Source organism: Bacteroides oleiciplenus YIT 12058, assembly GCF_000315485.1.
In the GTDB taxonomy this organism is placed as follows: Bacteria; Bacteroidota; Bacteroidia; order Bacteroidales; family Bacteroidaceae; genus Bacteroides; species Bacteroides oleiciplenus.
The window spans coordinates 255,352-281,378 of record NZ_JH992941.1 but is presented as its reverse complement, the minus strand read 5'-3'; the positions used below and the strand labels follow the sequence as shown (position 1 = coordinate 281,378).

General features: G+C 41.7%; 21 protein-coding genes and 2 tRNA genes. 13 read left to right on the top strand and 10 right to left on the bottom strand.

Annotation, left to right across the window (positions count from 1 at the left end; translation table 11 throughout):
• Window positions 1-285 precede the first annotated feature (285 nt).
• The 4 genes from HMPREF9447_RS09370 to HMPREF9447_RS09350 all read left to right on the top strand — a co-directional run bounded on the left by HMPREF9447_RS09370 (window position 286) and on the right by HMPREF9447_RS09350 (window position 7,955).
• Window positions 286-3,144: an RHS repeat domain-containing protein gene (locus tag HMPREF9447_RS09370; RefSeq protein WP_009129472.1), complete on the top strand. Its 2,859-nt coding sequence runs from the start codon at window positions 286-288 to the stop codon at window positions 3,142-3,144.
• Window positions 3,145-3,158: 14 nt separating this feature from the next.
• A complete protein-coding gene (locus tag HMPREF9447_RS09365; protein WP_009129471.1) occupies window positions 3,159-6,422 on the top strand; it encodes a DUF6443 domain-containing protein in 3,264 nt (1,087 codons plus the stop codon).
• 296 nt (window positions 6,423-6,718) lie between these two features.
• Complete coding sequence (locus tag HMPREF9447_RS29430; RefSeq protein ID WP_009129470.1) at window positions 6,719-7,096, top strand: RDD family protein; 378 nt, start codon at window positions 6,719-6,721, stop codon at window positions 7,094-7,096.
• Window positions 7,097-7,475: 379 nt separating this feature from the next.
• A complete protein-coding gene (locus HMPREF9447_RS09350) occupies window positions 7,476-7,955 on the top strand; it encodes a hypothetical protein (protein ID WP_044137950.1) in 480 nt (159 codons plus the stop codon).
• Window positions 7,956-8,040: 85 nt separating this feature from the next.
• Here the strand turns inward: HMPREF9447_RS09350 and proB are convergent, their stop codons facing one another.
• The 10 genes from proB to ribD form a co-directional block, all read right to left on the bottom strand.
• Window positions 8,041-9,123: a glutamate 5-kinase gene (gene proB / locus HMPREF9447_RS09345; RefSeq protein WP_009129467.1), complete on the bottom strand. Its 1,083-nt coding sequence runs from the start codon at window positions 9,121-9,123 to the stop codon at window positions 8,041-8,043.
• A 41-nt stretch (window positions 9,124-9,164) separates the two neighbouring features.
• Complete coding sequence (locus HMPREF9447_RS09340) at window positions 9,165-9,401, bottom strand: DUF2007-related protein (RefSeq protein ID WP_009129466.1); 237 nt, start codon at window positions 9,399-9,401, stop codon at window positions 9,165-9,167.
• Between the two features lie 86 nt (window positions 9,402-9,487).
• Complete coding sequence (gene murI, locus HMPREF9447_RS09335) at window positions 9,488-10,327, bottom strand: glutamate racemase (protein WP_044138108.1); 840 nt, start codon at window positions 10,325-10,327, stop codon at window positions 9,488-9,490.
• A gap of 89 nt (window positions 10,328-10,416) precedes the next feature.
• Complete coding sequence (locus tag HMPREF9447_RS09330) at window positions 10,417-10,920, bottom strand: OmpH family outer membrane protein (RefSeq protein ID WP_009129464.1); 504 nt, start codon at window positions 10,918-10,920, stop codon at window positions 10,417-10,419.
• Between the two features lie 87 nt (window positions 10,921-11,007).
• Entirely contained in the window at window positions 11,008-11,523 is a 516-nt protein-coding gene (locus tag HMPREF9447_RS09325) for an OmpH family outer membrane protein (RefSeq protein ID WP_009129463.1), read from the bottom strand.
• Between the two features lie 23 nt (window positions 11,524-11,546).
• Window positions 11,547-14,186, bottom strand: coding sequence for an outer membrane protein assembly factor BamA (gene bamA / locus HMPREF9447_RS09320; RefSeq protein WP_009129462.1), 2,640 nt, complete (start codon window positions 14,184-14,186; stop codon window positions 11,547-11,549).
• 28 nt (window positions 14,187-14,214) lie between these two features.
• Complete coding sequence (locus HMPREF9447_RS09315) at window positions 14,215-14,949, bottom strand: isoprenyl transferase (protein ID WP_009129461.1); 735 nt, start codon at window positions 14,947-14,949, stop codon at window positions 14,215-14,217.
• Between the two features lie 5 nt (window positions 14,950-14,954).
• Window positions 14,955-15,650 (bottom strand): type IX secretion system protein PorG, encoded by a 696-nt coding sequence (porG, locus tag HMPREF9447_RS09310; protein WP_009129460.1) that lies wholly within the window; start codon window positions 15,648-15,650, stop codon window positions 14,955-14,957.
• A gap of 56 nt (window positions 15,651-15,706) precedes the next feature.
• Window positions 15,707-17,071 carry a DUF6242 domain-containing protein gene (locus HMPREF9447_RS09305; protein ID WP_009129459.1) on the bottom strand — a complete coding sequence of 455 codons (1,365 nt, stop codon included), beginning with the start codon at window positions 17,069-17,071 and terminating at the stop codon, window positions 15,707-15,709.
• Window positions 17,072-17,215: 144 nt separating this feature from the next.
• Entirely contained in the window at window positions 17,216-18,253 is a 1,038-nt protein-coding gene (gene ribD, locus HMPREF9447_RS09300) for a bifunctional diaminohydroxyphosphoribosylaminopyrimidine deaminase/5-amino-6-(5-phosphoribosylamino)uracil reductase RibD (RefSeq protein ID WP_044138107.1), read from the bottom strand.
• A 53-nt stretch (window positions 18,254-18,306) separates the two neighbouring features.
• On the opposite strand from ribD, the gene prmC reads away from it, so the two are divergent.
• The 9 genes from prmC (at window position 18,307) to HMPREF9447_RS27445 (ending at window position 25,878) form a co-directional block, all read left to right on the top strand.
• On the top strand, window positions 18,307-19,143 hold the full coding sequence (gene prmC, locus HMPREF9447_RS09295; RefSeq protein WP_009129457.1) for a peptide chain release factor N(5)-glutamine methyltransferase: 837 nt from the start codon (window positions 18,307-18,309) through the stop codon (window positions 19,141-19,143).
• On the top strand, window positions 19,140-19,619 hold the full coding sequence (locus tag HMPREF9447_RS09290; RefSeq protein ID WP_009129456.1) for a regulatory protein RecX: 480 nt from the start codon (window positions 19,140-19,142) through the stop codon (window positions 19,617-19,619). Before prmC ends, HMPREF9447_RS09290 begins: the two co-directional genes overlap by 4 nt.
• 81 nt (window positions 19,620-19,700) lie before the next feature.
• On the top strand, window positions 19,701-20,339 hold the full coding sequence (gene pyrE / locus HMPREF9447_RS09285; RefSeq protein WP_009129455.1) for an orotate phosphoribosyltransferase: 639 nt from the start codon (window positions 19,701-19,703) through the stop codon (window positions 20,337-20,339).
• A 96-nt stretch (window positions 20,340-20,435) separates the two neighbouring features.
• Window positions 20,436-20,846, top strand: coding sequence for an SRPBCC family protein (locus tag HMPREF9447_RS09280; protein ID WP_009129454.1), 411 nt, complete (start codon window positions 20,436-20,438; stop codon window positions 20,844-20,846).
• A gap of 92 nt (window positions 20,847-20,938) precedes the next feature.
• Window positions 20,939-22,279 (top strand): argininosuccinate lyase, encoded by a 1,341-nt coding sequence (gene argH, locus HMPREF9447_RS09275; protein WP_009129453.1) that lies wholly within the window; start codon window positions 20,939-20,941, stop codon window positions 22,277-22,279.
• A 12-nt stretch (window positions 22,280-22,291) separates the two neighbouring features.
• Entirely contained in the window at window positions 22,292-22,741 is a 450-nt protein-coding gene (locus HMPREF9447_RS09270) for a Rieske (2Fe-2S) protein (RefSeq protein WP_009129452.1), read from the top strand.
• Window positions 22,742-22,825: 84 nt separating this feature from the next.
• Window positions 22,826-22,898 (top strand) — tRNA-Gly (locus tag HMPREF9447_RS09265).
• Between the two features lie 11 nt (window positions 22,899-22,909).
• Window positions 22,910-22,993 (top strand) — tRNA-Leu (locus HMPREF9447_RS09260).
• A gap of 128 nt (window positions 22,994-23,121) precedes the next feature.
• Window positions 23,122-25,878, top strand: a complete 2,757-nt coding sequence (locus HMPREF9447_RS27445) for a leucine-rich repeat protein (RefSeq protein ID WP_009129451.1) — start codon at window positions 23,122-23,124, stop codon at window positions 25,876-25,878.
• Window positions 25,879-26,027: the final 149 nt, after the last annotated feature.

The window sequence follows — 26,027 nt, the reverse complement described above, 5'->3', positions numbered from 1 at the left end:
AGTACACATAGCATAGAATAGCATAGCATAGCATAGCACAGAATAGCATAGCAAAGAATAACCCCCTCATGACTCCCCCACAGGGGGACCGGAAGGAGAGGAGGATAAAAAGGAGGAGGGAAATTAACGCTTACCCCGAAATCGGTAGGTGAATTATGAAAAGAGCCTTATCTTTGCATGGTCGTTAAGCTTAGGACACAAACAAAACTATTAATTGAAAAATTAAAAGCTCACCTTTAAAACAGAATAGTCTGTTTTATTTACTAAACTATTAATTCACATAACATGAGAAGTAACAATTTAATTGTGGTGCGTTTTGGCACCACCCGGGCGAACTGTGCCCTTACGAAAAAGATTTTAGCAGCACTTATTCTGTGCATATTATGCACGACAACTGTATGGGGGCAGTCGGCTAATGCGCCCTCTTTGCCTCAACTGGCCACTCCGTCGCCCAAGGCAACTATGGTAGACCGCTTCGGATATTATCCGACGAACCTGTATACCGGACTTGTGGATATTACAATTCCCATCCATACCATCGAAGTGAAAGACATCAAGATTCCTATCGAATTCAAATATCATGCTTCGGGGCTAAAGTATGACGATCTGCCAATGGAAGTGGGATATGGCTGGACACTGATGGCGGGAGGAACGGTAAGTTATAGTGCAAGGGGAACGGGAATATCTCGCCCCATTGGCACTGAATTATCTCCGTTTGTAAAGAAAGCATCTGATATTGTTGTCAATGACAAGACGGGCCTGTCTGATTCTGACCAATTGCAACTGGAGTATGTAGAGAACGGGAATAAAGGCTCCAACCAGACAGTGGATTACTTTCGTGATTCGGAATATGATGTTTCTAATTTCTCTTTCCCAGGGCATAGCGGACAGTATTATGAAATGAGTAACGGGGACAAGTTCAGTATACCCTCTACATTAACCCTCGAAGGAGGTTATTACCCCACTGCCAGAGACGAGCAGGGTAATGCGTACTATTTTGAGTATGGTGATGGAGATGATTACGACAGAAACCGTACATACTACCTTACCCGGATTGTTTCTGCCGATGGCAAAGAGACTGTAAACTTTACATATAAGTATTTTGGTGTAAGTGAAGCAAACGATGTAAGCCGTCCCATCCTGAACTATTCCTACATCATAAAAGAGATAAGCCATTATCTCAGTACAGTTACTACGGAAATCGCTTATGGAGGGGGAATGCCCGGCATCTCTTATAAGAAATTCAGAACACCTGTGCTTTCAGAAATCAGTAGCAGCGCCGGAAAAGTAAAGTTTTACTATTCTTCCCAGAGGTCACATTCTCTGGTGAAGATGGAGATTACCAACGTCAGTGATGTCATATTGAAGACCGTTACTCTTAATAAGACCAACGATGCTTATCTGAATGCAGTTAATTTCTGCACTCCTACAGGTAGTTCTGTCTATTCCTACCAGTTTGAATACAATGGTACCAAACCGGAGGGTAATGTCAGTATCGACTATTGGGGATACTATAATGCTTCATCTGCTTCTTCCGCCAATCAACTTTATGTTCCCGATTTCACAGTGCCCCGCTATGGATATAACGATGGACAGAAGATTCCCGGAATGAACCGCACACCTAATGCATCCACTATGCAATTGGGTATTCTAAAGAAGATAACTTATCCAACCCGAGGCTACTCCGAGTTTACTTATGAGCCTCATCGAGCCAATGGACAGATGTATGGGGGACTGCGTATTGCAGAGATAAAAAGCTATGATTCGGACGGCAACTTGCAAGAGAGTAAATGGTATAAGTACGGTTACAACGGGGATGGGAACGGCCGTGCCATCCGTCTGGTGAATTTCAATGATTACATGGTTCCGTCCCTCGTCGTGGAAAGGCGTTATAATAGACCGGGCGAACCTGTAGACGATGCTGGTGACAGAACCCTTTCCAAGGCATACTATCCTTTTCCAAAATGCAGTTATTTCAGCCAAGGAAGTTCAGTCGTCTATCCCTATATCACGGAATACGTGGGCTCTTCCTCCGGTGTTTATGGAAAGACTGAATATGTATATACCGACTTTCCGGACTATGTTAATAATTGGAGCTGGAGAGGATATACAACAGAGTTTCCCTTATGGTCGTACACCTGGAAATCCGGAAAACTGCTTCGGAAAACGATAAAGAACAGCAATGGTAATGTGGTGTATTCATTGGAGAATGTGTATGAAGAGATGAACCGGAAGGATCATATGAACTTGAGAGTTTCCCGTTTTGCCCACTTGGTAGATGGTTCTGCTATGCTGACAGGCATAGAAAAACTTTTCAGCGCTCCGGGATATAGCAACTGGGGAGTTGCCATAGGTGGTTCCTTGCACGACTACTACAACTATTACATCACTAGCGGCGAATATGCAGTGAAAGAATCTGCTGAATTAAAAGACGGGGCAACCCGGACTACCCGTTACAAGTATAACGCCATCGGACAGGTAACCGAAGAAACACTGACGGTTTCGGATGGTGGTACGCTTACTACCCGCTACCAATATCCTTATGATGTATGGAAGGATGGTACAGATACCCCGGTACAATACGCCATGTTCCAGAAGTATATGTTTGCTCCAATGCTGACAAAGAGGGTGTATAAGAATGATTTGCTTGTGGATGAAATAGTGAACGGATATAAGGACTGGGGAGGATATATTGCACTAGAAAATGTGAAGCAACTAAAGTATTATGAACCTCGTATCAAATATCAGGGCTATGATAACTATGGGAACCCTACAGGTATTTCTAAAGACGGTGAATTTGAACAGACATCTTATATATGGGGACATAAAGGGCAGCGTGTCATTGCCGAAATAAAAGGCGGTTCTTTCAGTGCATTAGGGAAAACGCTGATAGACAGGGTTACAAGTGCGGTTTCTCCTTCTTCGGCAGATATGGCTGCAATAGAGGCTCTTAGAAACAACCATTCACTTGAGGGTAGCCGAATAACGACTTACTATTATGATTCCGGCCTGAATCTGGAAAAACTCATCATGCCTAATGGTACCACGACCAACTACGAATATGATGCCTTCGGACGCTTGTTGTACGTGAAAGACCATAACGGAAAGATCATAGAGGCCTATCAATATAATTACAAACAATAAAACCCGCAATGATTATGAAACGAAATTTATTATTCATATTACTACTCTGCACTTTTTTACATCATCCGAAAGCGCAGACCAGAAGCAACAACTACGTGAAGACCAGCATTCCAACCGTTGCCACCACTTCTACAACCAGTTTTTCGGTATCCAACAGTATTACTTCCTGCCAATACTTCGATGACCTAGGACGTCCCTGGCAGACTGTCCAAGTGGGAATGAATCCTAGTCAACTCGATCTGGTGACTTATCAGGAATATGATGCCGCAGGTCGTAATTCAGCTTCCTGGCTTCCTGTAAATGCGGCTTCGGGCAACAATGGAAATCCGCTTTCCTTGAGTACCATTCAGTCCCGATCCTCTTCTTTGTATGGCGATAGCAAGGCTTACTCAAAACCTGTTTACGAGGCTTCTCCTTTGAATCGTGTATTGGAACAGTATGGTCCGGGGCAGAACTGGCATAATAACAGTAAACGTGTGAAGACCGAGTACCTCATCAACGCAGCCAGTGGAGAATTGTCTTGCAGGTGGTATCGGACGACGGATACCCGTGACGCTATACAGATTAGCATTCAGTCCGGGAAAGTGAATTATCCGGCTAATGAACTGTACGTTACCCGTGCTACGGATGAGGATGGTACAGGAGTAAGTCTGGAATTTAAAAATAAGCAAGGTCAAGTGCTCCTTACCCGTCAAAAGAATGGAACAGACTATCATGATACCTATTATGTATATGACTCTTATGGCAACTTGCGCGCCGTGCTTCCCCCTCTGGCCGCCGATGCGCTCGCAATAGCGGGTTCATGGACTCAGAATGCAGCAAGTACGGATGCACTTTCCCTTTATGCTTATTTATATAAGTATGACGACCGTAATCGTTGTATCTGGAAAAAGCTTCCCGGTGCGGGTTGGATAAGATACGAGTACGACCGTGGCGACCGTCTGATTGCCAGTCAGGATGCCGAACAGGCAGCCCAAAGTCCCGCACTTTGTACCTTTCACCTGTATGACATTGATAACCGTCCGGTGATTCAGGGGATTTGTGAATTCAGAGGTTCTATCGCTTCTTTGAGTTCGACGGCGGTGTTGACTTCACTAAAGCGGTCGTATGATGGTAAAGTCATTTCTTCCGGTCTGGAAAATAGTGGATATAATCATAATATGGCTCTCTATTCTCCTGTAGTGCATACCATTAACTACTATGACGACTATGGTTTCCGCAGTCTGGCAGGTTTCGATAATGAGTCATACTTCCCTCAGGAAAGTCATCCGGCAGGCGGTCTATTGACGGGTACGGTAACCTGTTTGCTTGACGGCAGTGGTAAGAAACTATACGCTGTTTACTATTACGATGAAAAGGGGCGGCTGGAGAAAGTCGTTTCTTCCAATCATTTGGGAGGATATGACAAAACGACTACGACCTATACATTTACAGGTAAACCTCAAACCATGACACATGTTCATACTGCAACAGGAAAGAGTACGCAAACGCAGGTTTATACCTATACTTATGATCATGCGGACCGCTTGAAAACTATTACTCATAAGTTGAATTCACAAAGTGCTGTTACGTTGGTGAGCAACACGTATGATGATCTGGGACGGTTGAAAAAGAACAGCCGCAACGGGCAATCTTCATTGTCCGATACGTATGAGTACAATGTACGTTCGTGGATCACTTCTATCACTGGCTCCCAGCATGCGGAGGACTTAACTTATGATTATAATGGCAATATCTCTTCCATGCAGTGGAGGCTTGACGGAAGGACTCGTAAATATACTTATAGTTATGATCCGCTGTCACGCCTTAGGAGCGCTACCTTTTCCGGTGGAAAAGATGCTGAGCGATATAATACTGCCTATTCGTATGACAAGCATGGCAATATCACAGCCTTGCAGCGCTACGGTAACACAGCTAAGAGTGATCTCGGCGTTTACGGACTTGTGGATAACCTGACAATGACCTACAACGGCAACCAACTGATAAACGTAGATGATGCGGCAGTAACTGTCACGCTGCCCGAGTCCAATGACTTTAAGAAAGGATCGGCTGTTATCCCTGGTTATGCCTATGATAAAAATGGTAGTCTTACGAAAGATTTGAATAAGAAGATTACCAACATATCTTATAATTCATTACATTTGCCTCAACAGTTGGCCATTGATGGAGTGACACATAAATATATTTATGCCGCTGATGGAAGAAAACTTAAGGTCGTGCAAGGGAGTACCAATCGTGACTATGTAGGTAACCTTATCTATGAGAATGGTTCTTTGAAAAAGATATTGGTTGAAGGTGGCTATATTGAGGGTGGTACGTATTACTTTTACTTCAATGATCATCTTGGTAATGTCCGTGCGGTGATTGATATGAACAACTATCATATCCAGTATAACCATTATTATCCTTTCGGGCTTCCAATGGCAGAGACTACAGATGGGAAGCAAAACGAGCAACCCTATAAGTATAATGGCAAGGAATTTGAAAGAAAGGATGGGCTGAACTGGATGGATTATGGAGCAAGACATTATGATGCGGCACTGGGGAGGTTTACAACGATGGACCCGTTGGCGGAAAAATATTATGCACTGAGCCCGTATGCGTATTGTGGGAATAATCCGATAAATAGAATAGACCCGGATGGATGCCAAGTACGTAATATACGTCCTCCAGTGAGAAGAGGATACAGAAATGCTGGTAGAGCTAATCCTTATGCTTTTTATCCCGGAGAAACCAGACCCCAATCTTATAGGGAAACTACAAGCTTTTCTTATCGGGAAGTCGGATTACGCAAGCAGATGTCTTTGGAAGAACAGCGTTATTTACTGGTAATGAATACACCTGGAGGGAATAAAGTACAGATGAGCCGAAATAATACATTGGGAAATCGTCTTTCGGCTATAGGCGAGCTTGGAGATAATCATAGGGAATTTAGAAATAAATTGATTGAGCTTTCTACCACAGTTATTTATAATGAAAATGGGCATGTTAGCAAAAGTCTAGATATTACAATAAAAGACCCCAAAATAGCTTTGCAACAAATGGAGTATGAATCAAAAGCAAACAGTATTAATAACCGTTTAGGAGAACTAAATTTCGAAGGGAAATCATTAAGTGAAATCATTGAAATTGCTACTGAAAGAAATGCTATTATTCAAAATGAGATAGGTTTATCACCTAAAGATATTATTCAAAATAAACTTTTGAATAATCCCGAAAACTTCCAAGTTGAAGATGAAAGGAAAGCGGAATTATTTGAATTTAGACAAGGAAACTGAAAAATGAAAAAAAGGAAGAAACCTACGAGAAAGATTTACATTCCTAAAAAAAAGGTAGAAAGAGAAGAAAAAGAACCTCGCATATATAGGATTATCTGGACTATTATCGTAATAGGTATAGTTATATCATTTCTAATATTAATGGCGACAAGTACTCATGTGGTTGGTTATGACCATTTTATTGGTATTCCCAGTGAATGGGTAAGATCTTTATTTGATTAGAAATGCTATCTTCCGTCCTGGAAGATTAAAGATATTCTCTAATTTTCTATTTACACAAAATTTTGGGCAGTGCCATGAAAACAAAAAGATTTATAGCATTCATTATTGATATCATAGTCGGCTTTTTATTCTTTTATCTTTCTTTTTTTGTATTATGTTTTATACATGCAAGTGTAGATTTAATATCCAGTATCCCTATATCATTACTATATACGTTTATGTGTTCTAAAGATTGCATTAATGGTATGAGCTTTGGAAAATATATAGTAGGGATTCAGACAATTGACAGTAGAACACTAAAAGTTGCTACTCCAGTTCAATGTATGCTTCGTAATCTATTTTGTATTATTTGGCCTATAGAATTCTTTGTTATGCTTTTTAATTCCACAGGATTGCGTATAGGGGACCAAGTAGCACATACAAAAGTGGTAAAAAGAAATATTTCTTACTGATATTATTCAAATCTCTTTTAGAGTCTGTTAAGCTGGATAACATATTTGCAGCTTTGAATGTTGAAATTCTAGTTCACAAATCTAAGTGTTCCCTGTCTTCGAATAAAAAAACTATTCACTAAGACAGGGAATCTTTATTTGATGTAGTTGTTTCTACTTTCATGCTACTATAACTTTGTGAATTCCATGACTTCATGAAAAGGTTCTACGACTAATCCTAATCATATGTATGATAAAAATGGTAGTCTCATGAAAGATTTGAATAAGAAGATTGCTAACATATCTTATAATTCATTACATTTGCCTCAACAGTTGACCATTAATGGAGTGACACATAAATATACTTATGTTGCTGATGAAAGAAATACTATAATTCAAAATGAGACTATATACATTTATAATAATAGGTTTCCTAATGCAAGCCTGCCAGCAGAAATCTCAAGAAGAACTTCTGTCTATTATAGTCACTAGTCCAAGTGAAAATTGGAATGGGCGTAATGGACAAGATTATATAAAACTTTGGTTAAATGATAGTTTGATATTTAGTGGTACGTATTTTACACAATTTAATGACACTTTGCCAGATGTTCCTAAATCTTTCGATGAAATAAAAGATTTCTGGGGGATGAATGTTGCTTTACTTAGTAAAAAAGATATGAAGTACCAAGATAGTCTAAAAATTAGGTTAAGATTAGTAACACTTGATGGTATGCCAAATGAAGATCCTATTTCAATAGACTCTACTTTCTATTTTTATCCTATTGATAGTATCTTTGATATAATGTTTTTAGTAGATAGATATAAGAAAGAGTTTCGTGGATATGATTATTATCATAATTCAGAGAGGTGGGAACCCTGAATTACCTGTTCTGCCAATCCGCTAATATAAATTTTCCCTGTCCCTCTGAGATATCTGTAGAGACAGGGATTATTTGTTTCCTTTTTTATTCTATATACAGATAATCATAGTGCACCACCGGCTTTTTCCCATGCTTTCCCATCGCTTCCCTTGCCTGTGCAGAGTCGCAATTCGCTTTTCCTACGCCTACGGGGGTACCTTCAAAATCAATAATTCGCACGATGTCATCTTTTTCAAACTCTCCTTCGATAGCGGTAATGCCAACGGGTAGGATACTGATTGCTTTATCGGAATTCAAGACCTCTGTGGCGCATTGGTTGATATGCAGTTCGCCTTTGGCGAAACCTTCACTATGGGCAATCCATTTCTTTATACTGGACACAGGTTCGGCAGAGGGAATAAAACGTGTACAAAGAGTACTCTCTGGGCGCTGTATCAAATCAACGAGAATATTATCGAGCTTACCGTTGGCAATGATAACCGTGATACCTTCGTCAGCGACCTTGCGGGCAATGTTGGTTTTAGTCAACATACCACCACGTCCAAAGCTGGACTTGGAAGCCTGGATGTAGGATGACAGGTCCTTGCCTTGGCCAATTTCCCGTATCACTTCCGAGGTAGGGTCGGCTGGGGAGCCATTGTAAATCCCGTTAATATTGCTGAGTATAATCAGCGCTTGTGCGTCCATCATGGACGCTATCAGGCCGGACAATTCATCATTGTCCGTAAACATCAGTTCGCTTACGGAAATAGTGTCGTTTTCATTCACGATAGGGATGACACCGTTCTCCAGCATTACCGTCATGCAGTTCTTCTGGTTGAGGTAGTGCCGGCGGGTGGCGAAGTTTTCCTTCATAGTCAACACTTGCCCTACGGCAATGCCATGTTCGCGGAATAACTCGTAATAGCGGTTGATTAGTTTGGCTTGCCCTACGGCAGAGAAGAGCTGGCGCTGGTCTACACTGTCCAGCTTCTTGGCCGGGTGCACTTCGCTACGTCCGGAAGCCACGGCTCCGGATGAAACGAGGATGATTTCTACTCCTGCCTTGTGCAGTTCAGCTATCTGGTCGACCAGTGCGGACATACGCGTAACGTCCAGAGTGCCGTCGCGGCGCGTCAGGACATTGCTGCCTACTTTTACGGCAATTCTCGAAAATTGTTGATTCATGTGTCGTTATATTGTTCTTATGTGGTTTTTAGAGACTGCACTTAGTCTTCATCTTCACCTTTGCCACGCTCCCGGATGATCTCCATGGCGTCTTCGTATCTTTCCTCACTTACGAGAATTGTTATATCGGATGTTATATAAGGTGCAATGGTACTCATAAGTCCGTCTTTTAAAATAGTTGCTATACCATTGTTCTCGAGTAAACCTTTAACAAGTTCTGCTTCCCACGGTGATCCTTTGAACACCTCCACTGTGCGGCTATTGTCTGTTGATTTCATAATGGTAAATATTAATGGGTTTATATACTACAAATATAACAAGTATTTCGAAGAAAAGATTTCTTTTATCGGTAAATGTTTGGCGATTATAGTTCTATTCGCTGCACAGTTACCTCCTTGTTCAGAAAAGTGGATGCTGATTCAATGAACTTTTCTTCCGCTTCCGTAGTGTAGTAGGCACAGTTTCCTGTTTTGGTGCATTTATTATCCATTTCCGGATGACGCCGCAAGTAGTCTTTCAGACTGTCAGCTACCAATTCTCCTTGCGCTACGGTAGTAATGCCGGCGGGCATATACTTCTGTATCTTGGGAAGCAACAGAGGATAATGTGTACAACCCAGGATTACTGTGTCAATATATTCATCTTTCGAAAGAAGTTCGTCAATGTATTTGCGGATGAAATAGTCCGTTCCATCTCCTTCCGCCTCATTGTTTTCTACGAGTGGCACCCATAAAGGACAGGCTTCACCTTGTACTTGAATATCCGGAAAAAGCTTATGGATTTCTAAAGGGTAAGATTCGGATTTGATAGTTCCTGCAGTAGCGAGGATACCTACATGACGGCTATGCGTAATACTACCAATACACTCCACAGTGGGGCGTATGACACCCAACACCCGGCGAGCCGGATCCATTCCGGGTAAATCATTCATTTGTATGCTGCGAAGTGCTTTGGCAGAAGCGGTATTGCAAGCCAGGATAACGAGGTGGCAACCCATCTCAAATAGTTTGGTGACCGCTTGCAGCGTGAATTCATATACTATTTCGAAAGACCGCGTGCCGTAAGGAGTGCGTGCATTGTCTCCCAAGTAGATGTAGTCGTATTGGGGCAGGGCTTCCCGTATCTTGCTTAGGATAGTCAATCCGCCGTATCCGGAATCGAATACGCCGATGGGGCCGGGAATAGTGGATAATTCTTGTTTCATGATAGAGTATAGAGTGCAAAGATAGAAAAAAGGCGTAGACTGTATGCAGTCCACGCCTTTTTTCTATCTTTAGATAAGATAATTCTTTCTTATTTGATACCCAACTGAGCTTTCACTTTAGCTGTAACATCCACACTTGTAGCGCTTACGTAAGGTATGGAAGTACGGGCCAAATCGAAGATATAGATAGCGCCTTCTGCTTTACCTACAGCCTGGATAGCTTCGTCCAACTTCTTATAGATAGGTACCAACGCTTCTTGTTGTGCTTTCTGCATATTTTGGTAAGCTTCTTGTTGGAACTCTTCTTGTCTTTGAGCCATGTCCTGCAATTCTTTCTGACGTCTTTCTGCGATATTCTTCGGCAAAGAGTCAGCTTGTGCCTGGAACTCCTGTACTTTCTTGTTGAACTCAGTCTGAGAGCGTTGCATCTCTTCTGAGTATTGTTTAGACATAGCTTCCAAGTCAGCTTGTGCCTTTGTATATTCCGGCATAAGTGAAATGACTTCCTGAGAGTTCATGTGAGCAAATTTTTGTGCCATTGCTCCTAACGGAAGAGCAAACACAATTACGAGTAGTGCGATTTTTTTAAGCATAATGTTTATTGTTTATTTAAATAATTGTTCATTGTATCAATGCAAATATAGCACTTTAGCTTATATTCATTGGGCAAATTTATGAAATTAATTTGAATATCCTAACTTTGCAAGCACTTCATTGCTGATATCTATTTGCGGAGAGGCAAAAATGATGCTTGTTGCAGAAGCGCGATCAACAACTACAGAATAGCCTTTCTGTTCTGATATTTCTTTAACAGCATTGTATATTTCATCTTGAATAGGTTGCATCAGACTCTCACGCTTCTTGAACAATTCTCCTTCAGGACCAAAATAGGTGCGGCGCAGTTCTGCTGCTTCCCTCTCTTTAGCGACAATCGCTTCCTCCTTCTTTCCCTTTTGTTCTTCGGAAAGGAAGACGGCTTCGGATTGATAGTTCTTGTACAACGTTTTAGCTTCTTCGGCAACTTTCTCTACTTCGCTTTGCCATTTCTTAGAAGCTTGGTTCAACTGTTCGTTAGCACGCTCGTAAGCCGGAATGTTCTTCAGGATATATTCCATGTCAATCAAGGCGAACTTTTGTGCACTGGCTGTCATGCCTACGGCAAACAGCAAGATCATTAATAAAACAGACTTTCTCATAACGTTTGGTTTTTGTGATACAATTAGAATTCTTGTCCTAAGATAAAGTGGAATTGACTGCCACCATATTGTGTAGAACCACGTACTTTATCGAAACCATAAGCCCAGTCAATACCCATCATACCAATCATCGGCAGGAAGATACGGACACCGACACCTGCAGAACGTTTCAACTCAAACGGGTTGAAGTTCTTCACATCTTGCCAGGCATTACCGGCTTCTACAAAACCTAACGCATAAATACTGGTACTTGTTTCCAGCATCAGCGGATATCTTAACTCAAGACCGAGGCGGGTATAAGCGTAGCCTTCATATCCGTAAGGAGTCAATGAGCTATTTTCATAACCACGGAGAGCAATACTTTCCGTAGCGTAACTGGAGTAACCGGTCATACCGTCACCACCTACGTCGAATGTTTCGAACGGAGATTTCTTATACTTGTTATAGTGTCCCAGCAAACCAAATTCTACGCGGCCCATCAATACCGGAGTGCGTTTTACAGCTACAGGGTCCATCAACGGGATGTATACTTTGGATTTGAATTTCCATTTGTGGTATTCAATCCATTTGTGCATCTTGTTCATGTCGTCCTGATTGCTGGTGCTGTATTTACTATAGTCTTTGCCATCGAACAATGAATACGGCGGAGTTAACTGCACTGATAATGAGAACTCAGAACCTGAACGGGGATAAATCGGGTTGTCGATAGAACTACGAGATAATGTCAGGTTGATGCTGAGGTTGTTACACTTACCGTTTGTGACGGGGAAGTATTGCCAGTCGCTCAGGATATAGCGTTGGTAAGACAGCTCTGCAGTAAACTGGAAGTAGTCATCCGGCCATTTCAAACGCTTACCGAACATGGCAGCTACGCCGAACATCTTGATAGACTTATCGGGGTCATAATAGTTTTCGTAGCTGTTGTAGTTACCGTAGTTGTACATACCGTAACCATACATACCGCTATACATGCTGTTATAATAGCTATTCATGTACGCCGAGTTGTAGTAACGGCTACTGATGTCTGTCTGTACGGAATAGAAAGCCGACAGAGAGAACGCATTCGGGCGCTTACCACCGAACCACGGATCGTAGAATGAAATGCTGTATGACTGGTAATACTTAGCATTGGTTTGTCCGCTGACAGTCAATGTCTGACCATCACCCTGCGGCAGGATGCCGCGGTAGTTTTCACCCGGATGCAACAAGTTGGCAAGTGAGAAGTTGGTGAACTTCAAACTCAGTTTACCGATGATACCTGTCTGTCCCCAACCGGCGGAGAATTCCACCTGGTCATTAGCTTTGGATACCAGGTCGTAACCTATATCCACCGTTCCGTCTTCCGGTCTCGGCTGGATATCCGGCTTGATTTGTTCCGGGTCGAAGTGTCCCATTTGCTGAATTTCACGCATAGAACGCATCAGGTCTTCACGACTGAACAAGTCACCCGGACGGGTACGAAGCTCACGGCGTACTACGTTTTCATACAAACGGTCGTTACCATTGATGCTGATCTTATTGATAGTAGCCTGACGGCCTTCGAAAATACGCATTTCCAGGTCGATGGAGTCTCCTACAATGTTTACTTCCACCGGTTCGAGGCTGTAGAACAGGTAACCGTTGTTGTAGTAGAGGTTACCGATAGCATCTTCGTCTGACATAGTACGTTCTTCCAGCAACTTCTGGTTATATACGTCACCTTTCTTCATACGAAGCATGAAGTTCAATTGTTCTGAAGGATACAGCGTGTTACCTACCCACGTTACATTACGCAGATAGTATTTGTCCCCTTCTTCAATTTTCATGAAAATGTCTACCGTGCGGTCATCGTATGGCTTGATGCTGTCTTCTACAATCATAGCATCACGATAGCCCAGCTCGTTATACTTGTCAAGAATCAACTGCTTGTCCGCTTCAAAGTTTTCTTCTACGAACTTCTTGGTGCGGAACAGATTGATTAACTTATTCTTTTCATTGGTTTTCTTCATGATGCGCTTTAACTTTTTAGTTGCTAAAGCCTCATTACCAACGATGGTGATCTCGTGTACTTTTACCTTCTCCTTCTTGTCGATGTCGATATCCACGATAACCTGGTTCTCGTTGGATACATCATCTTTCTGTGAGATGATAACCTCTGCATTCTTGAAGCCCTTATCATCAAAGTAGCGCTTAATCAGAGTCTTGGCACGATCAATGACGTTCGGGGTCACCTGACCGCCTTTTATCATACCGACTCTGCTCTCTATGTCTTCCCGTTCGGACTTCTTCACGCCATGATAGCGGATATCGGATACACGTGGACGCTGGGTCAGATGGATGGTCAACCATATTTTGTCGCCTTCTATCTTGTCAGCCGTGATTTGAACATTAGAGAACAAGCCATGACGCCAGTAACGCTTACAAGCCTGAGTGACTTCTTCACCCGGGATAGTAATCGTTTGACCTACAGACAGACCGGATAATCCGATCAGTACATAGTCCTCATAGTTCTTAACTCCTTCTACTTTAATTTCTGCAATCTCATACTTCTTGGGTGTTCCTGAGTAGAGAATGACTGGTTTTTCCGCATCATCGGTGCCGTTGGCATCTTGAGCGGCGCTTGTCAATACACAACCAAAGAGGCAGATAAACGCTGTGAGTATAGAGAAAATACGATAGTGCATTTATGTTTTGGATTAAATATGTTTGGGTTTAACTGATTTGTTCACTGATTTTTCCGAATCTGCGTTCCCGTTTCTGGTAATCGCAGATGGCTTTGCAAAGTTCCTCTTCCCGGAAGTCGGGCCAATAGGTTTCACAAAAATAAAGTTCCGAATACGCACATTGCCAAAGCAGGTAATTGCTCAGACGAATTTCTCCGCCGGTACGTATCAACAGATCGGGATCAGGCATGAAGTTGGTCGTCAGGTGTTTTGACATTAAATCACAATTGATTTCTTCAAGTGCCAATTCTCCTTTCTGCACCAATGCGGCTATCTGTCGGCTGGCTTCTGTTATTTCCCAACGTGAAGAGTAACTGAGGGCAAGTACCAGGCACATGCCTGTATTCTTAGAAGTATTTTCTACGCAATTGTATAAACGGTCTTGTACATTTGCGGGTAACTTTTTAATATCTCCAATAATCCGGAAACTGATATTGTTCTTCATGAATGTATCTTCTTCGATGGAATCGAAAAGAAGGCTCATCAAGGCTGCCACTTCATCCGAAGGGCGGTTCCAGTTTTCGGTTGAGAACGTATATAGGGTCAGATATCTGATTCCCAGCCTGGCGGCTTCTTCTGCAATGATATGCACGGTTTCAGCACCGACCTGATGTCCGTAGCTGCGTTCGTGTCCACGCTGCTTCGCCCATCGTCCGTTGCCGTCCATGATAATCGCCACATGCTGGGGTATCCGGCTCAAATCAATTTGTTCTTTATATTGCATCTTTTTTAGTTGTTACAATCCTTGCATCTTGGGAAGAGGTCGTAGGTGACGAAAAAGACGGTAAATGCATAACTGTCTTTGTTTTTCCAACCTTTTCCTTTTATCTGGTACGGGTCTTCCAGTTGTAAACCTTCTCGTTGAGTAACGTCCAACTGGTCGCTAAGGCTGAACCGCATCGTAAATTCGCATCCTATGTTGATGCGTGGCGTTGCTTTGTACTTCACACCCACCCCTATAGGGATGTTCATTGTGAAAATAGTCTTAGCGGGTTTTGGTGCAAACGTAAATCCTAATCCACCTAATATATAAGGTGTGAATCGGCGGTCGCCCCGGTACGTATTACCGATACCATATCCCAAAAAGTTATATTCAAACTGTGCTCCTAAATCGAAAATCGTCCGCTTGAAAGTGGCGTATTCTCCATTTGGATACACATTCTTGAAATCTCTCGTATCACCGGAAATTCTGCCGGCGGTCAGGTTGCCTTTTATTGCCATATGCGGATTCAGTAAATACCGGGCTATGAAACCTCCCGCTATTCCTGTGTCCTTAAACGGGGTACTGTTATTAGCATCTCCCATATAAAAACTTCCTCCAATGGCTCCTCCTAATTCCCATGTGTATTCTTCCTGTGCTGTAACACAGCAGAAAGGGAATACAAGCAGGCAAAACACTATCTTTATACTTCTTGTAATAGTCATACCGTTTTCTTGTTACTCCTTATTTATATTAAGGAAACGGAAAATAGACTATTTTATTATTGTATTGCGAAACCCAATTTGTTCAGACGACCACGCCAAACAGAACCGTCGCTGTTCCATACAATCCAAATATAATGATTCTCGTCAATAGCCAGAGAGTAATCTCCCTTGCCTTCGAACAAGCTTTTGTATTCAATTGTCTCTTCGTCATCCTCGTCTTCTCCTGGAGTGACCACTTTCTCTGATGGATAACGGAATTTAGTTGCAGCTTCCTCCCAAGCTATTCCTACACGGGAAGAGCGGATAATACTGAAGTCTCCACCCATCATGTGGAACAGACCTCCGTAATACATAATTGATGGATTCTTCATAACTGGACAGAAGAAATCTGATGGCGTACTCATATCGGCCCAAGTGAGTCCATCCATCGTAAACCAAGGCATTGTAGCCTCAACAGTTGCTTCTGTATTACCTACTATTACTGTTTGCTTGATGCCACTTGCGTTAGTGAAAACAGTAGAATATATGTCTTCCAGAGGGAAATCAGCGGGGATTGCTTCTTTTCCTTCATTCATTTTCCAATTTGCCTCTTCGATGTTTTTTGCGCAGAAGATATTCTTACCTTCAAAAGAACAGATACCGGTAAGTATCTTCTTACTTCCTGTAACATCATCTGCCGGAATACCTGCTATGAATGTCACCATCTTCATCCCTTGTGTATCCATTTTCTGCCAACTTGTACCGTTGTCTGAATAGAGCGCTTCTCCGCTAGTTGTAGTTATGTACAATAGGTCATTGAAACTAACAATTGAATTCAATTTCGCATCAGCAGGAAGTCCACTGACTGTAATCGGACTCCATTGAAGAGTGCCGGGATTGGATATGGAACTACGATAGCCGGTTGTAGAAGAAGTGTAAACGAATAAATTCTCCTTTAGAATGGCAGACTTTTTCTTGCCGGCAGCAGGTGAAACAGGGAGTGCTGCCATCTCTCTCCAGATTAGTGAATCTGGATCTTGCTTATGAACATTAACCTTGATTGTGTATTCACGGGTTGTTATCATATCAGCTGCATGTACCTTCAGTTTGATAGGCTCTCTCAAGTCAACAGAATCGCTCATAATGAATACAGTGTCGGCAAGCCCGGAAGTCACCCAGCCTGTAACGGTTAGTGTATCAATCAATATCTTGTCTATGATGGTGTCAGCCCAAACAGGGAGGGAGTCAACGTTGTAAATTTCTCTTTTCAGTTGGTCAATCGTAAACTTATAATATATGCCTTTTCCTATAGTGTCAATACCAAAGGCGCGTATTGTAGCATCGGAACTTAATTCATAATTATCATCTGAGTCAAGACATGAACTTATGGCTATTGACATAAGAAGAAAACTCAGGATTACGGATAAAAACTTTATTCTCATTTTCTAAAGATAGTGTTTATTTACAAGTTGCAAAAATAGGAACATTTTTTTCTATAATCAGCATTGCAGGGAAGATTTATATAAAATTATAGATAATAAGCCCGTTTTTCTCGATAAAAAAGCATCAAAATGAGGCATTTCGGACTATTTTGTCGTTGTGTAATGCCGTATACTTCTACCGAAAGATTGTTCACGGACATAACTAATTTTATCCCTCATTTTAGGTGCTTTAACACCGGACACCAACAGTGTAGGGCTTTCTTCAACGAATATTTCATCCCAAAGGTCGACATCGATGAAAGATTGCAGCAAGATACTGCCCCCTTCTACCAGGAGGGATTGTTGTCCGCGCTCATACAAAGTTTGCATGATTTGAGGCAATATGTCCTGTTGGAAATCTATCGGAATATATTCTACGTTGTGAAGGTCGGCATGAGGTTGTTCTGTGAAGACGAATGTCAGTGCGCTCCCGTCAAATAGGTGGAGGGTAGGTGATAGACGCTGCTTCCTATCCAAAACGAGGCGCACGGGGGGACGCCCGTACCAATTGCGTACAGTCAAAGAGGGATTGTCCAATTCAGCAGTGCGGGTACCTACAAAAATGGCAGCATATTCCGCACGTTTTTTATGTACCAGCATAGAGGTCAAAGGGGTGGAAAGGATAATAGGATTGCCGCTATCCCGGCATACATCAATAAAACCGTCTGCAGACTCAGCCCATTTCAGGGTGATATATGGGCGATGTAATTTGTGGAAAGTGATGAAGCGCCTGATTAAATGCCGGCATTCATCTTCCAGCACTCCGACAATGACTTCCCGGCCTGCATCTTTCAACTTCTGTATACCTCGTCCTGCAACTTTAGCGAAGGGGTCCTGGCAGCCGATAACAATACGGGGAATTTGTTTCTCGATAATTAAATCAGCGCAAGGCGGCGTTTTCCCATAGTGTGAACACGGTTCCAGACTCACGTAGATTGTAGAACGTTTCAATAAAGAGGTGTCTTTTACGGAACGGATGGCATTCACCTCAGCATGTGCTTCTCCACAGCGTATGTGGTAGCCTTCGCCGATGATTTTTCCGTCACATACGATGACCGCTCCTACCATTGGATTGGGAGCTGCATTGCAAAGCCCGTTCTGAGCCAGTTGAATACAGCGACGCATATATTTTTCTTCTTCCATCTGTGCTTCTTTTCTCGGATAATTCTTACTTTTGCACTCCAAAATATCCATATATGAATATTACTGCTTCTTATATTCGCCAGAGACTGCAAGGAGATTATACTTCGCAGGAATCCGGTAATCTGTCCAGACTTATCTGTTGCGAGATATTAGGGCAGAAAGCAGTGGATTATTATTTGGGCAAAGATATAACTTTATCTGTAAAAGCGGAACAGGAATTAGAAAGCATTCTCACTCGTTTGCATCATTTTGAACCAATACAATATATTTTAGGTGAAGCTCGTTTTCTGGGAAGGACATTTTATGTGGCGCCCGGTGTGCTTATACCTCGTCCGGAAACGGAAGAATTAGTCGAGTTGATGTTAAAAGAGCTTTCTCCCATTTCCCGCATTTTGGATATCGGAACGGGGAGTGGCTGCATAGCTGTCTCTTTGGCAAAGGAATTGCCGGAATCTCAGGTCACAGCCTGGGATGTGTCCGAAGATGCTTTATCTATAGCTGCCTCTAATAGTAAATCCTTGCAGGTGGCTGTCCGGTTCGAACAGCGTGATGTGTTGACTTATTCCCCCGATGCAACAGAACGTTATGATGTGATTGTGAGCAATCCGCCTTATGTTATTGAAGCGGAGAAACAAGAGATGGAGCAGAATGTATTGGATTGGGAACCTTCACTGGCATTGTTTGTGCCCGATACGGATCCTTTACGCTTTTATCGTCGTATTGCCATGTTGGGGCTTGAAATGCTTGTACCCGGCGGAAAACTTTATTTTGAAATTAATCGTGCTTTTGGAGAGGACATCGTATCTATGTTGCGTGAATCGGGATATCACGCTATCCGTCTTCAAAAGGACATTTCCCATAATGATAGATTTGTAATAGCCGAAAAATGACAAATATTACTGAAACGGAGGCGTTGAGCAAAGTTGCTGCCTATTGTTCCACGGCGGAACACTGTCGCGCCGAAATTGCCGAGAAACTACAACGTTGGGGATTACCGTATGATGCTATTGATCGCATTCTCAAACGTTTGGAAGATGAAAAGTATATTGATGAAGAGCGGTTTTGCCGTGCTTTTGTCAATGACAAGTACCGCTTTGCCAAGTGGGGAAAAGTAAAGATAGCCCAGGCACTCCAATTGAAGAAGGTCTCTTATAATGTATGCCGGCGTTTTCTGAATGAAATAGATGAGGAAGAATATCTGTCTATTTTAGACGGACTATTGGTGGCGAAGCGAAAAAGTGTTCATGCCGAGAATGAATTTGAGTTGAATGGGAAATTGATGCGTTTTGCCCTGAGTCGCGGTTTCGAAATGAAAGATATTCGTCATTGTATACAACTTTCTGACGAAAATGATGCTTTTGAGTGAAAAATCTCTTTATTCTTTTTTTTATTCTCGTTCTGTTTCCGTATTTTTGTGCCATATTTACTATAAATAGCTAATTTAGTTATGAGAACTTTAGAAAAACTATTCGCAGAGAAGTTGCTGAAGATAAAAGCGATTAAACTACAACCGGCAAATCCCTTTACATGGGCTTCCGGATGGAAATCTCCTTTTTACTGTGATAACCGCAAAACGCTTTCTTATCCTTCTTTGCGTAATTTTGTAAAGATTGAAATTACCCGTTTGATATTGGAACGTTTCGGGCAGGTGGATGCAATAGCCGGCGTAGCAACAGGCGCTATCCCTCAGGGAGCTTTGGTTGCCGATGCGCTGAATTTGCCGTTTGTGTATGTACGTTCTACCCCGAAAGACCACGGATTGGAAAATCTGATTGAAGGTGAACTTCGTCCGGGTATGAAAGTCGTGGTTGTTGAAGATTTGATTTCCACTGGTGGAAGTAGCTTGAAAGCCGTAGAAGCTATCCGTCGTGACGGATGCGAGGTAATCGGTATGGTAGCTGCGTATACCTATGGTTTTCCTGTTGCGGAAAAAGCATTTAAAGATGCCAAAGTTCCTTTGGTGACGCTGACTAACTATGAGGCAGTCCTGGATGTTGCACTTCGCACGGGTTACATCGAAGAAGAAGATATCGAGACGCTGAACGAATGGCGTAAGGACCCTGCACATTGGGATGCTGGAAAATAACAGCGGTTATACTATAAAATAATTATATGACAAAAGGGCCATTCGGATAAATTCTGTCCGGATAGTTCTTTTTTGTCTTTTAAGGAGAATCGGAATATGACAAAATTTGAAAGTAGTGTAAAGACAATACCCGCCTCACAGGAACTTGTTTATGAGAAACTATCTGATTTAAATAATCTGGAAAAGTTTAAGGACAGCCTGCCGGAGGATAAAGTAAAGAACTTGAGTTTTGACTCGGAGAGTATGATGATAGAAGTGGCTCCAGTAGGTAAGATAGCGTTGAGTATTGTAGAAAAAGAACCGTGCAAATGCATCAAGTTTGCTACAACTACTTCACCCCTGCCTTTCAATCTCTGGATACAGATAGTGCCTGTATCGGAGGTTGAATGTAAAATGAAGTTAACCATTGGCATGGAACTGAATCCCTTCATGAAAGGTATGGTTCAGAAACCTTTGCAGGAGGGATTGGAAAAGATGGCCGATATGTTGTCGATAATACCATATTAATATAAGTGATTAGTGTTTAGTGATTAGGGATTAAGTAAAGTCACTACCGCTACACACTAATCACTAATCACTAATCATTAATCACTAAATAAATGGCTCAGAAACTTTGGGAGAAATCCGTTCAGGTAAATAAAGATATAGAACGTTTCACAGTAGGACGTGATCGCGAGATGGATCTTTATCTGGCAAAGCACGATGTATTAGGTTCTATGGCTCATATCACCATGCTCGAAAGCATCGGTCTGCTGACAAAAGACGAATTGAACCTTTTACTTGATGAACTGAAGAATATTTATGCAACTGCCGAAAAAGGTGAGTTTGTGATAGAAGACGGAGTGGAGGATGTGCATTCGCAGGTAGAACTGATGCTGACTCGCAAACTGGGTGATGTAGGTAAGAAGATACACAGTGGCCGTTCCCGCAACGATCAGGTGTTGCTCGACCTGAAACTTTTCACACGTACGCAGATAAGAGATATTGCTGAGGCAGTGGAACAATTGTTCCATGTTTTGATATGCCAGAGCGAGCGTTTCAAAAATATATTGATGCCGGGTTATACTCATTTGCAGATAGCCATGCCGTCTTCTTTCGGTTTGTGGTTTGGAGCTTATGCAGAGAGTCTGGTAGATGATATGCTTTTCTTGCAAGCGGCATTTAAGATGTGTAACCGCAATCCATTAGGTTCGGCTGCCGGATATGGTTCTTCGTTTCCGCTGGACCGCACGATGACAACCCGTCTGTTAGGATTCGACTCTTTAAATTATAACGTGGTTTATGCGCAGATGGGACGTGGAAAGATGGAGCGTAACGTTGCATTTGCTTTGGCGAGCATTGCCGGTACTATCTCTAAACTGGCTTTTGATGCCTGTATGTTCAACAGTCAGAATTTTAATTTCGTAAAATTACCCGACGATTGCACAACAGGTTCCAGTATCATGCCTCATAAGAAAAATCCTGATGTATTCGAGCTGACGCGTGCCAAATGCAACAAGCTGCAATCATTGCCGCAACAGATTATGATGATTGCCAATAACCTGCCATCCGGTTATTTCCGTGATTTGCAGATTATCAAGGAGGTCTTTCTGCCTGCTTTCCAGGAATTGAAGGACTGCTTGCAGATGACGACTTATATCATGAATGAAATCAAGGTGAACGAACATATCCTCGATGATGATAAGTATTTGCTTATTTTCAGTGTGGAAGAAGTGAACCGGCTGGCACGTGAAGGTATGCCTTTCCGCGATGCCTATAAGAAAGTCGGACTGGATATTGAAGCCGGAAAGTTCTCTCATAGCAAACAAGTGCACCATACGCATGAGGGAAGCATCGGTAATCTCTGTAATGATGAAATCTCTGCACTGATGCAAGAAGTGGTGGATGGTTTCAACTTTCATGGAATGGAAGAGGCTGAAAAGGACCTGCTCGGACGATAAATACAATGTTGTATGCGGAAACTCTGTATAATGATAGGAATGCTTTGGTTGTGTGTCACCAGTTGTGGTGATTCTTACGAGTCGAGCATTCCTTCCGTTACTTTTAATTTCTCATGCAGTCTTTCACAATCTCCTTATTATAAGATTACGACTCCCGGTCAGTTTCTGAAGATAGAGAAGAATGTAAATGGATTACCCGTAGGTTATGCGGGATTGATTATCGGGCAAAGTGTTTTCTCGGACGGGAATACTTATGTTGCATATGATGCAGCTTGTCCGGTAGAAGCCAATCGCAGTATTTCGGTAGAGTTGCTGGAAGATGGATTAGGGACGGCAAAATGTCCCAAGTGTCATACCGAATATAATTTAAGTAGTGGTGGATTTCCTACAGGAGAAGGTACAGAGTATCTGAAACATTATAAAGTCTCTATGTCCGGCACTACTTTGCAAGTGCGCAACTGATAAAATAACAATATTTTTCATGTGAAAAATTTGGCTGTAACGGGGAAACTCCTTATCTTTGCACCCGTTCCTCAAAAAAGACCTGCGGAAATAGCTCAGTTGGTAGAGCATAACCTTGCCAAGGTTAGGGTCGCGAGTTCGAGTCTCGTTTTCCGCTCTCCACAGGATGCTCGAATGGTGGAATGGTAGACACGAAGGACTTAAAATCCTTTGGCCATTGCGGCTGTGCGGGTTCAAGTCCCGCTTCGAGTACTTGATTAAGCTCCATGAGTCATTGATTTATGGAGCTTTTTTCTTTTAGGCATCTCCTTTGTTTTCTACACTAGATAGAAGTCCGAATCAGATACCCCTCGCTACTATACATTTAAAGTTAGAATACTATGAGAACATTTAGGTTATTGGGACTGGTTTTAATCACTATGCTTGTTAGTATAAATTTTGCAGCTTGCAGTGACGGTAATGAACAGGATGATCTTAGTCCTGATAAAAATCCTACAATTACTATTGATTCAAGTATTATCACAAATGGCTTGGCTTTTGCAGCAGAGGGAAGTATAAAATCTGTTAGCTTCACCACTAATACTGATTGGACACTGAATATAGCCTCCACTACGGGCGGTTCAACATGGTGTACGGCATCGGTTACGAGCGGTAAAAAAGGTGAGGCGTCAGTTGAGTTTACTACTCTTGATAATTCGGATTATGACGACCGAAGTGTGTCTGTAACCATTAAGGCAGAAACAGCAAGCCAAACTTTCACTATTACACAAAAATGCAAAGAGGCGATACTTCTGACCGCAGATAAATTTGAAATCGTCCAAGAAGGTGGTTCCATCACTGTAGAAGTAAAGTCAAATATTGATTATCAAATGGAAATTTCAGAATCGGCAAAAAGTTGGATTACTGAAACTACCACACGCGCTCTAACTACTCATAACCACACTTTCTCTGTTGCAGCAAATGAAGAATATGAGAAACGTGAAGGTGAGATTTTCTTTAAAAAGGGAGAGCACATAGAAACCGTAAGGGTTTATCAAGCAGGTGGCGCAGTTATAGTATTGACAAAAGAAAAATATGAAGTAAGCGATAAAGGAGAAACCATTACCGTAGAAATAAAAAGCAATGTAGAGTACGGAATAAAAATGCCACAGGTCGATTGGATTTATGATGAGGCTTCCGTGCGTGGTGCTTCCAGCCATACCCTGAAATATGTTATCAATCCTAATGAGACTTATGACAGCCGTTCTGCGCAAATTATCTATTTCGATAAGAATAATACTGCAAGTGCCGATACATTAACCATCATGCAAGTACAAAAAGATGCTATCGTTATTGCAAATAATGAATATACAATTGATGCAAAGGGACAAACGATAGAAGTAGAGTTAAGTTCTAACATTGATTATACGATCTCTATTGCTGATGATGGGAAGGATTGGATTTCACGTGTGGAGAATACGAGAGCCTTGACCACCAAGAAAGTTAAGTTCAATATTGCAGAGAATACTTCTGATGATAGCAGAATAAGCCATATTACTTTTGCTTCTGGTAATGGAGTTAGCCAGAATATTAAAATCATTCAGCAGGGAGCACTTCCTGTTATACATGTAGAAACAGCAGGCACATTATCAGGATTGATTGACAGTTCTGTGAAAGATGAAATCACAAAACTAAAGATTACAGGAAATCTAAACTCTACTGATATGGAATTCTTGCGTAAAATGAAGGAAATACAGGTTTTGGATTTGTCCGAGGTGAATATGACAAGCCCTTGGGAAAGCGCCTTTCAGAATTGCAAGAGTCTTGTTTCTATTACTCTTCCTGATAGTATGACGAGCCTTGGGAACTATGCTTTTGATGGTTGCAAAGGCCTTATTGCTATTAACGCAAGTAAAAATAATTCTAACTACACATCTATAGATGGAGTTCTATATGATAAAAATGGGACGACATTAATACAGTGTCCTGAAGGTAAAGCATCAATTACTATTCCCGAACAGGTATCAAGCATTGCAGATGCTGCATTCTCGAGGTGTACAAATCTGACTTCTATGATTATTCCTAACGGTGTTACGAATATTGGCAGTGGCGCATTCTCTAATTGTATAAGTCTAACTTCTATTACGATTCCTAACAGTGTGACGAGTATTGGAGATTATATATTTCAATGGTGCGTAGAACTGAAATCTATCACTATACCTACGAATTTGAAAAGTATTAGCAGATTTGCATTTTTAAGTTGTTGGAAACTTTCTTCTGTTACAATCTCTGATGGTGTAACAAGGATTAACGAAGGTGCATTTGCTGCTTGTAAAAGTCTTGTTTCTATTACTATTCCTGGTAGTGTGACAAATATCAGTGAAAATGCGATGTCTGGCAACCAGAATCTTACTTCTATTAATGTCGATAAAGACAATTCTAAGTACTTGTCAATAGATGGAGTATTATATGATAAAGATGCATCGATATTAATGCAATGTCCGGGAGGTAAAACATCAATCACTATTCCTAACACTGTGGAAGCTATTGGAGGTGGTGCATTCTTTGGATGTATAAACCTTACCTCTATTACTATTCCTAACAGTGTGACAAGTATTGGGGAAGGTGCTTTTCAAGGGTGTCGAAACCTTACATCTATGGTAATTCCTAGTAGTGTGATAAATATTAGTGGTAATGCATTCAGTACTTGTGAAAGTCTTGTTTCTATCACTATCCCTAACAGCGTGACATGTATTGAGAGTCATTTATTCGACGGTTGTACAAGTCTTACTACTTTAACTATTCCTAATAATGTGATATCTATTAAGGAATGTGCGTTTTGGAATTGTTCAGGCCTTGTTTCTATCACAATTCCTAATAGTGTAACACGTATTGAAAGGCAGGCATTCGAAGCTTGTACAAATCTTACTTCTGTCACAATTCCTAATAGTGTGAGGTATTGGGGAGGTTATGTATTCTGGGAATGTTCAAATATATCTGAGATTCATCTCGGATATGAATATGTATCAGGTATGGATCCATATCTTTTCAGTTCTGTAGATAAAAGAACATGCGTTCTATATGTCCCTAGAGGATGTGAATATGATTATAGGTATGCAGATGGGTGGAAGAATTTTAAAAATATAGTGGAAGAATAAATAAAAAAGCATTAATCTTAAAGCTCTGTGAACTATCTGTTTATGGAGCTTTATTCTTTTAGATATCTTCTTGCTTCTCTACTCTCTACATCCCACACCGCTACTTTTTAAACTCTTTATTGATAGGTGCTCCGGGTGGTATAGGCAGC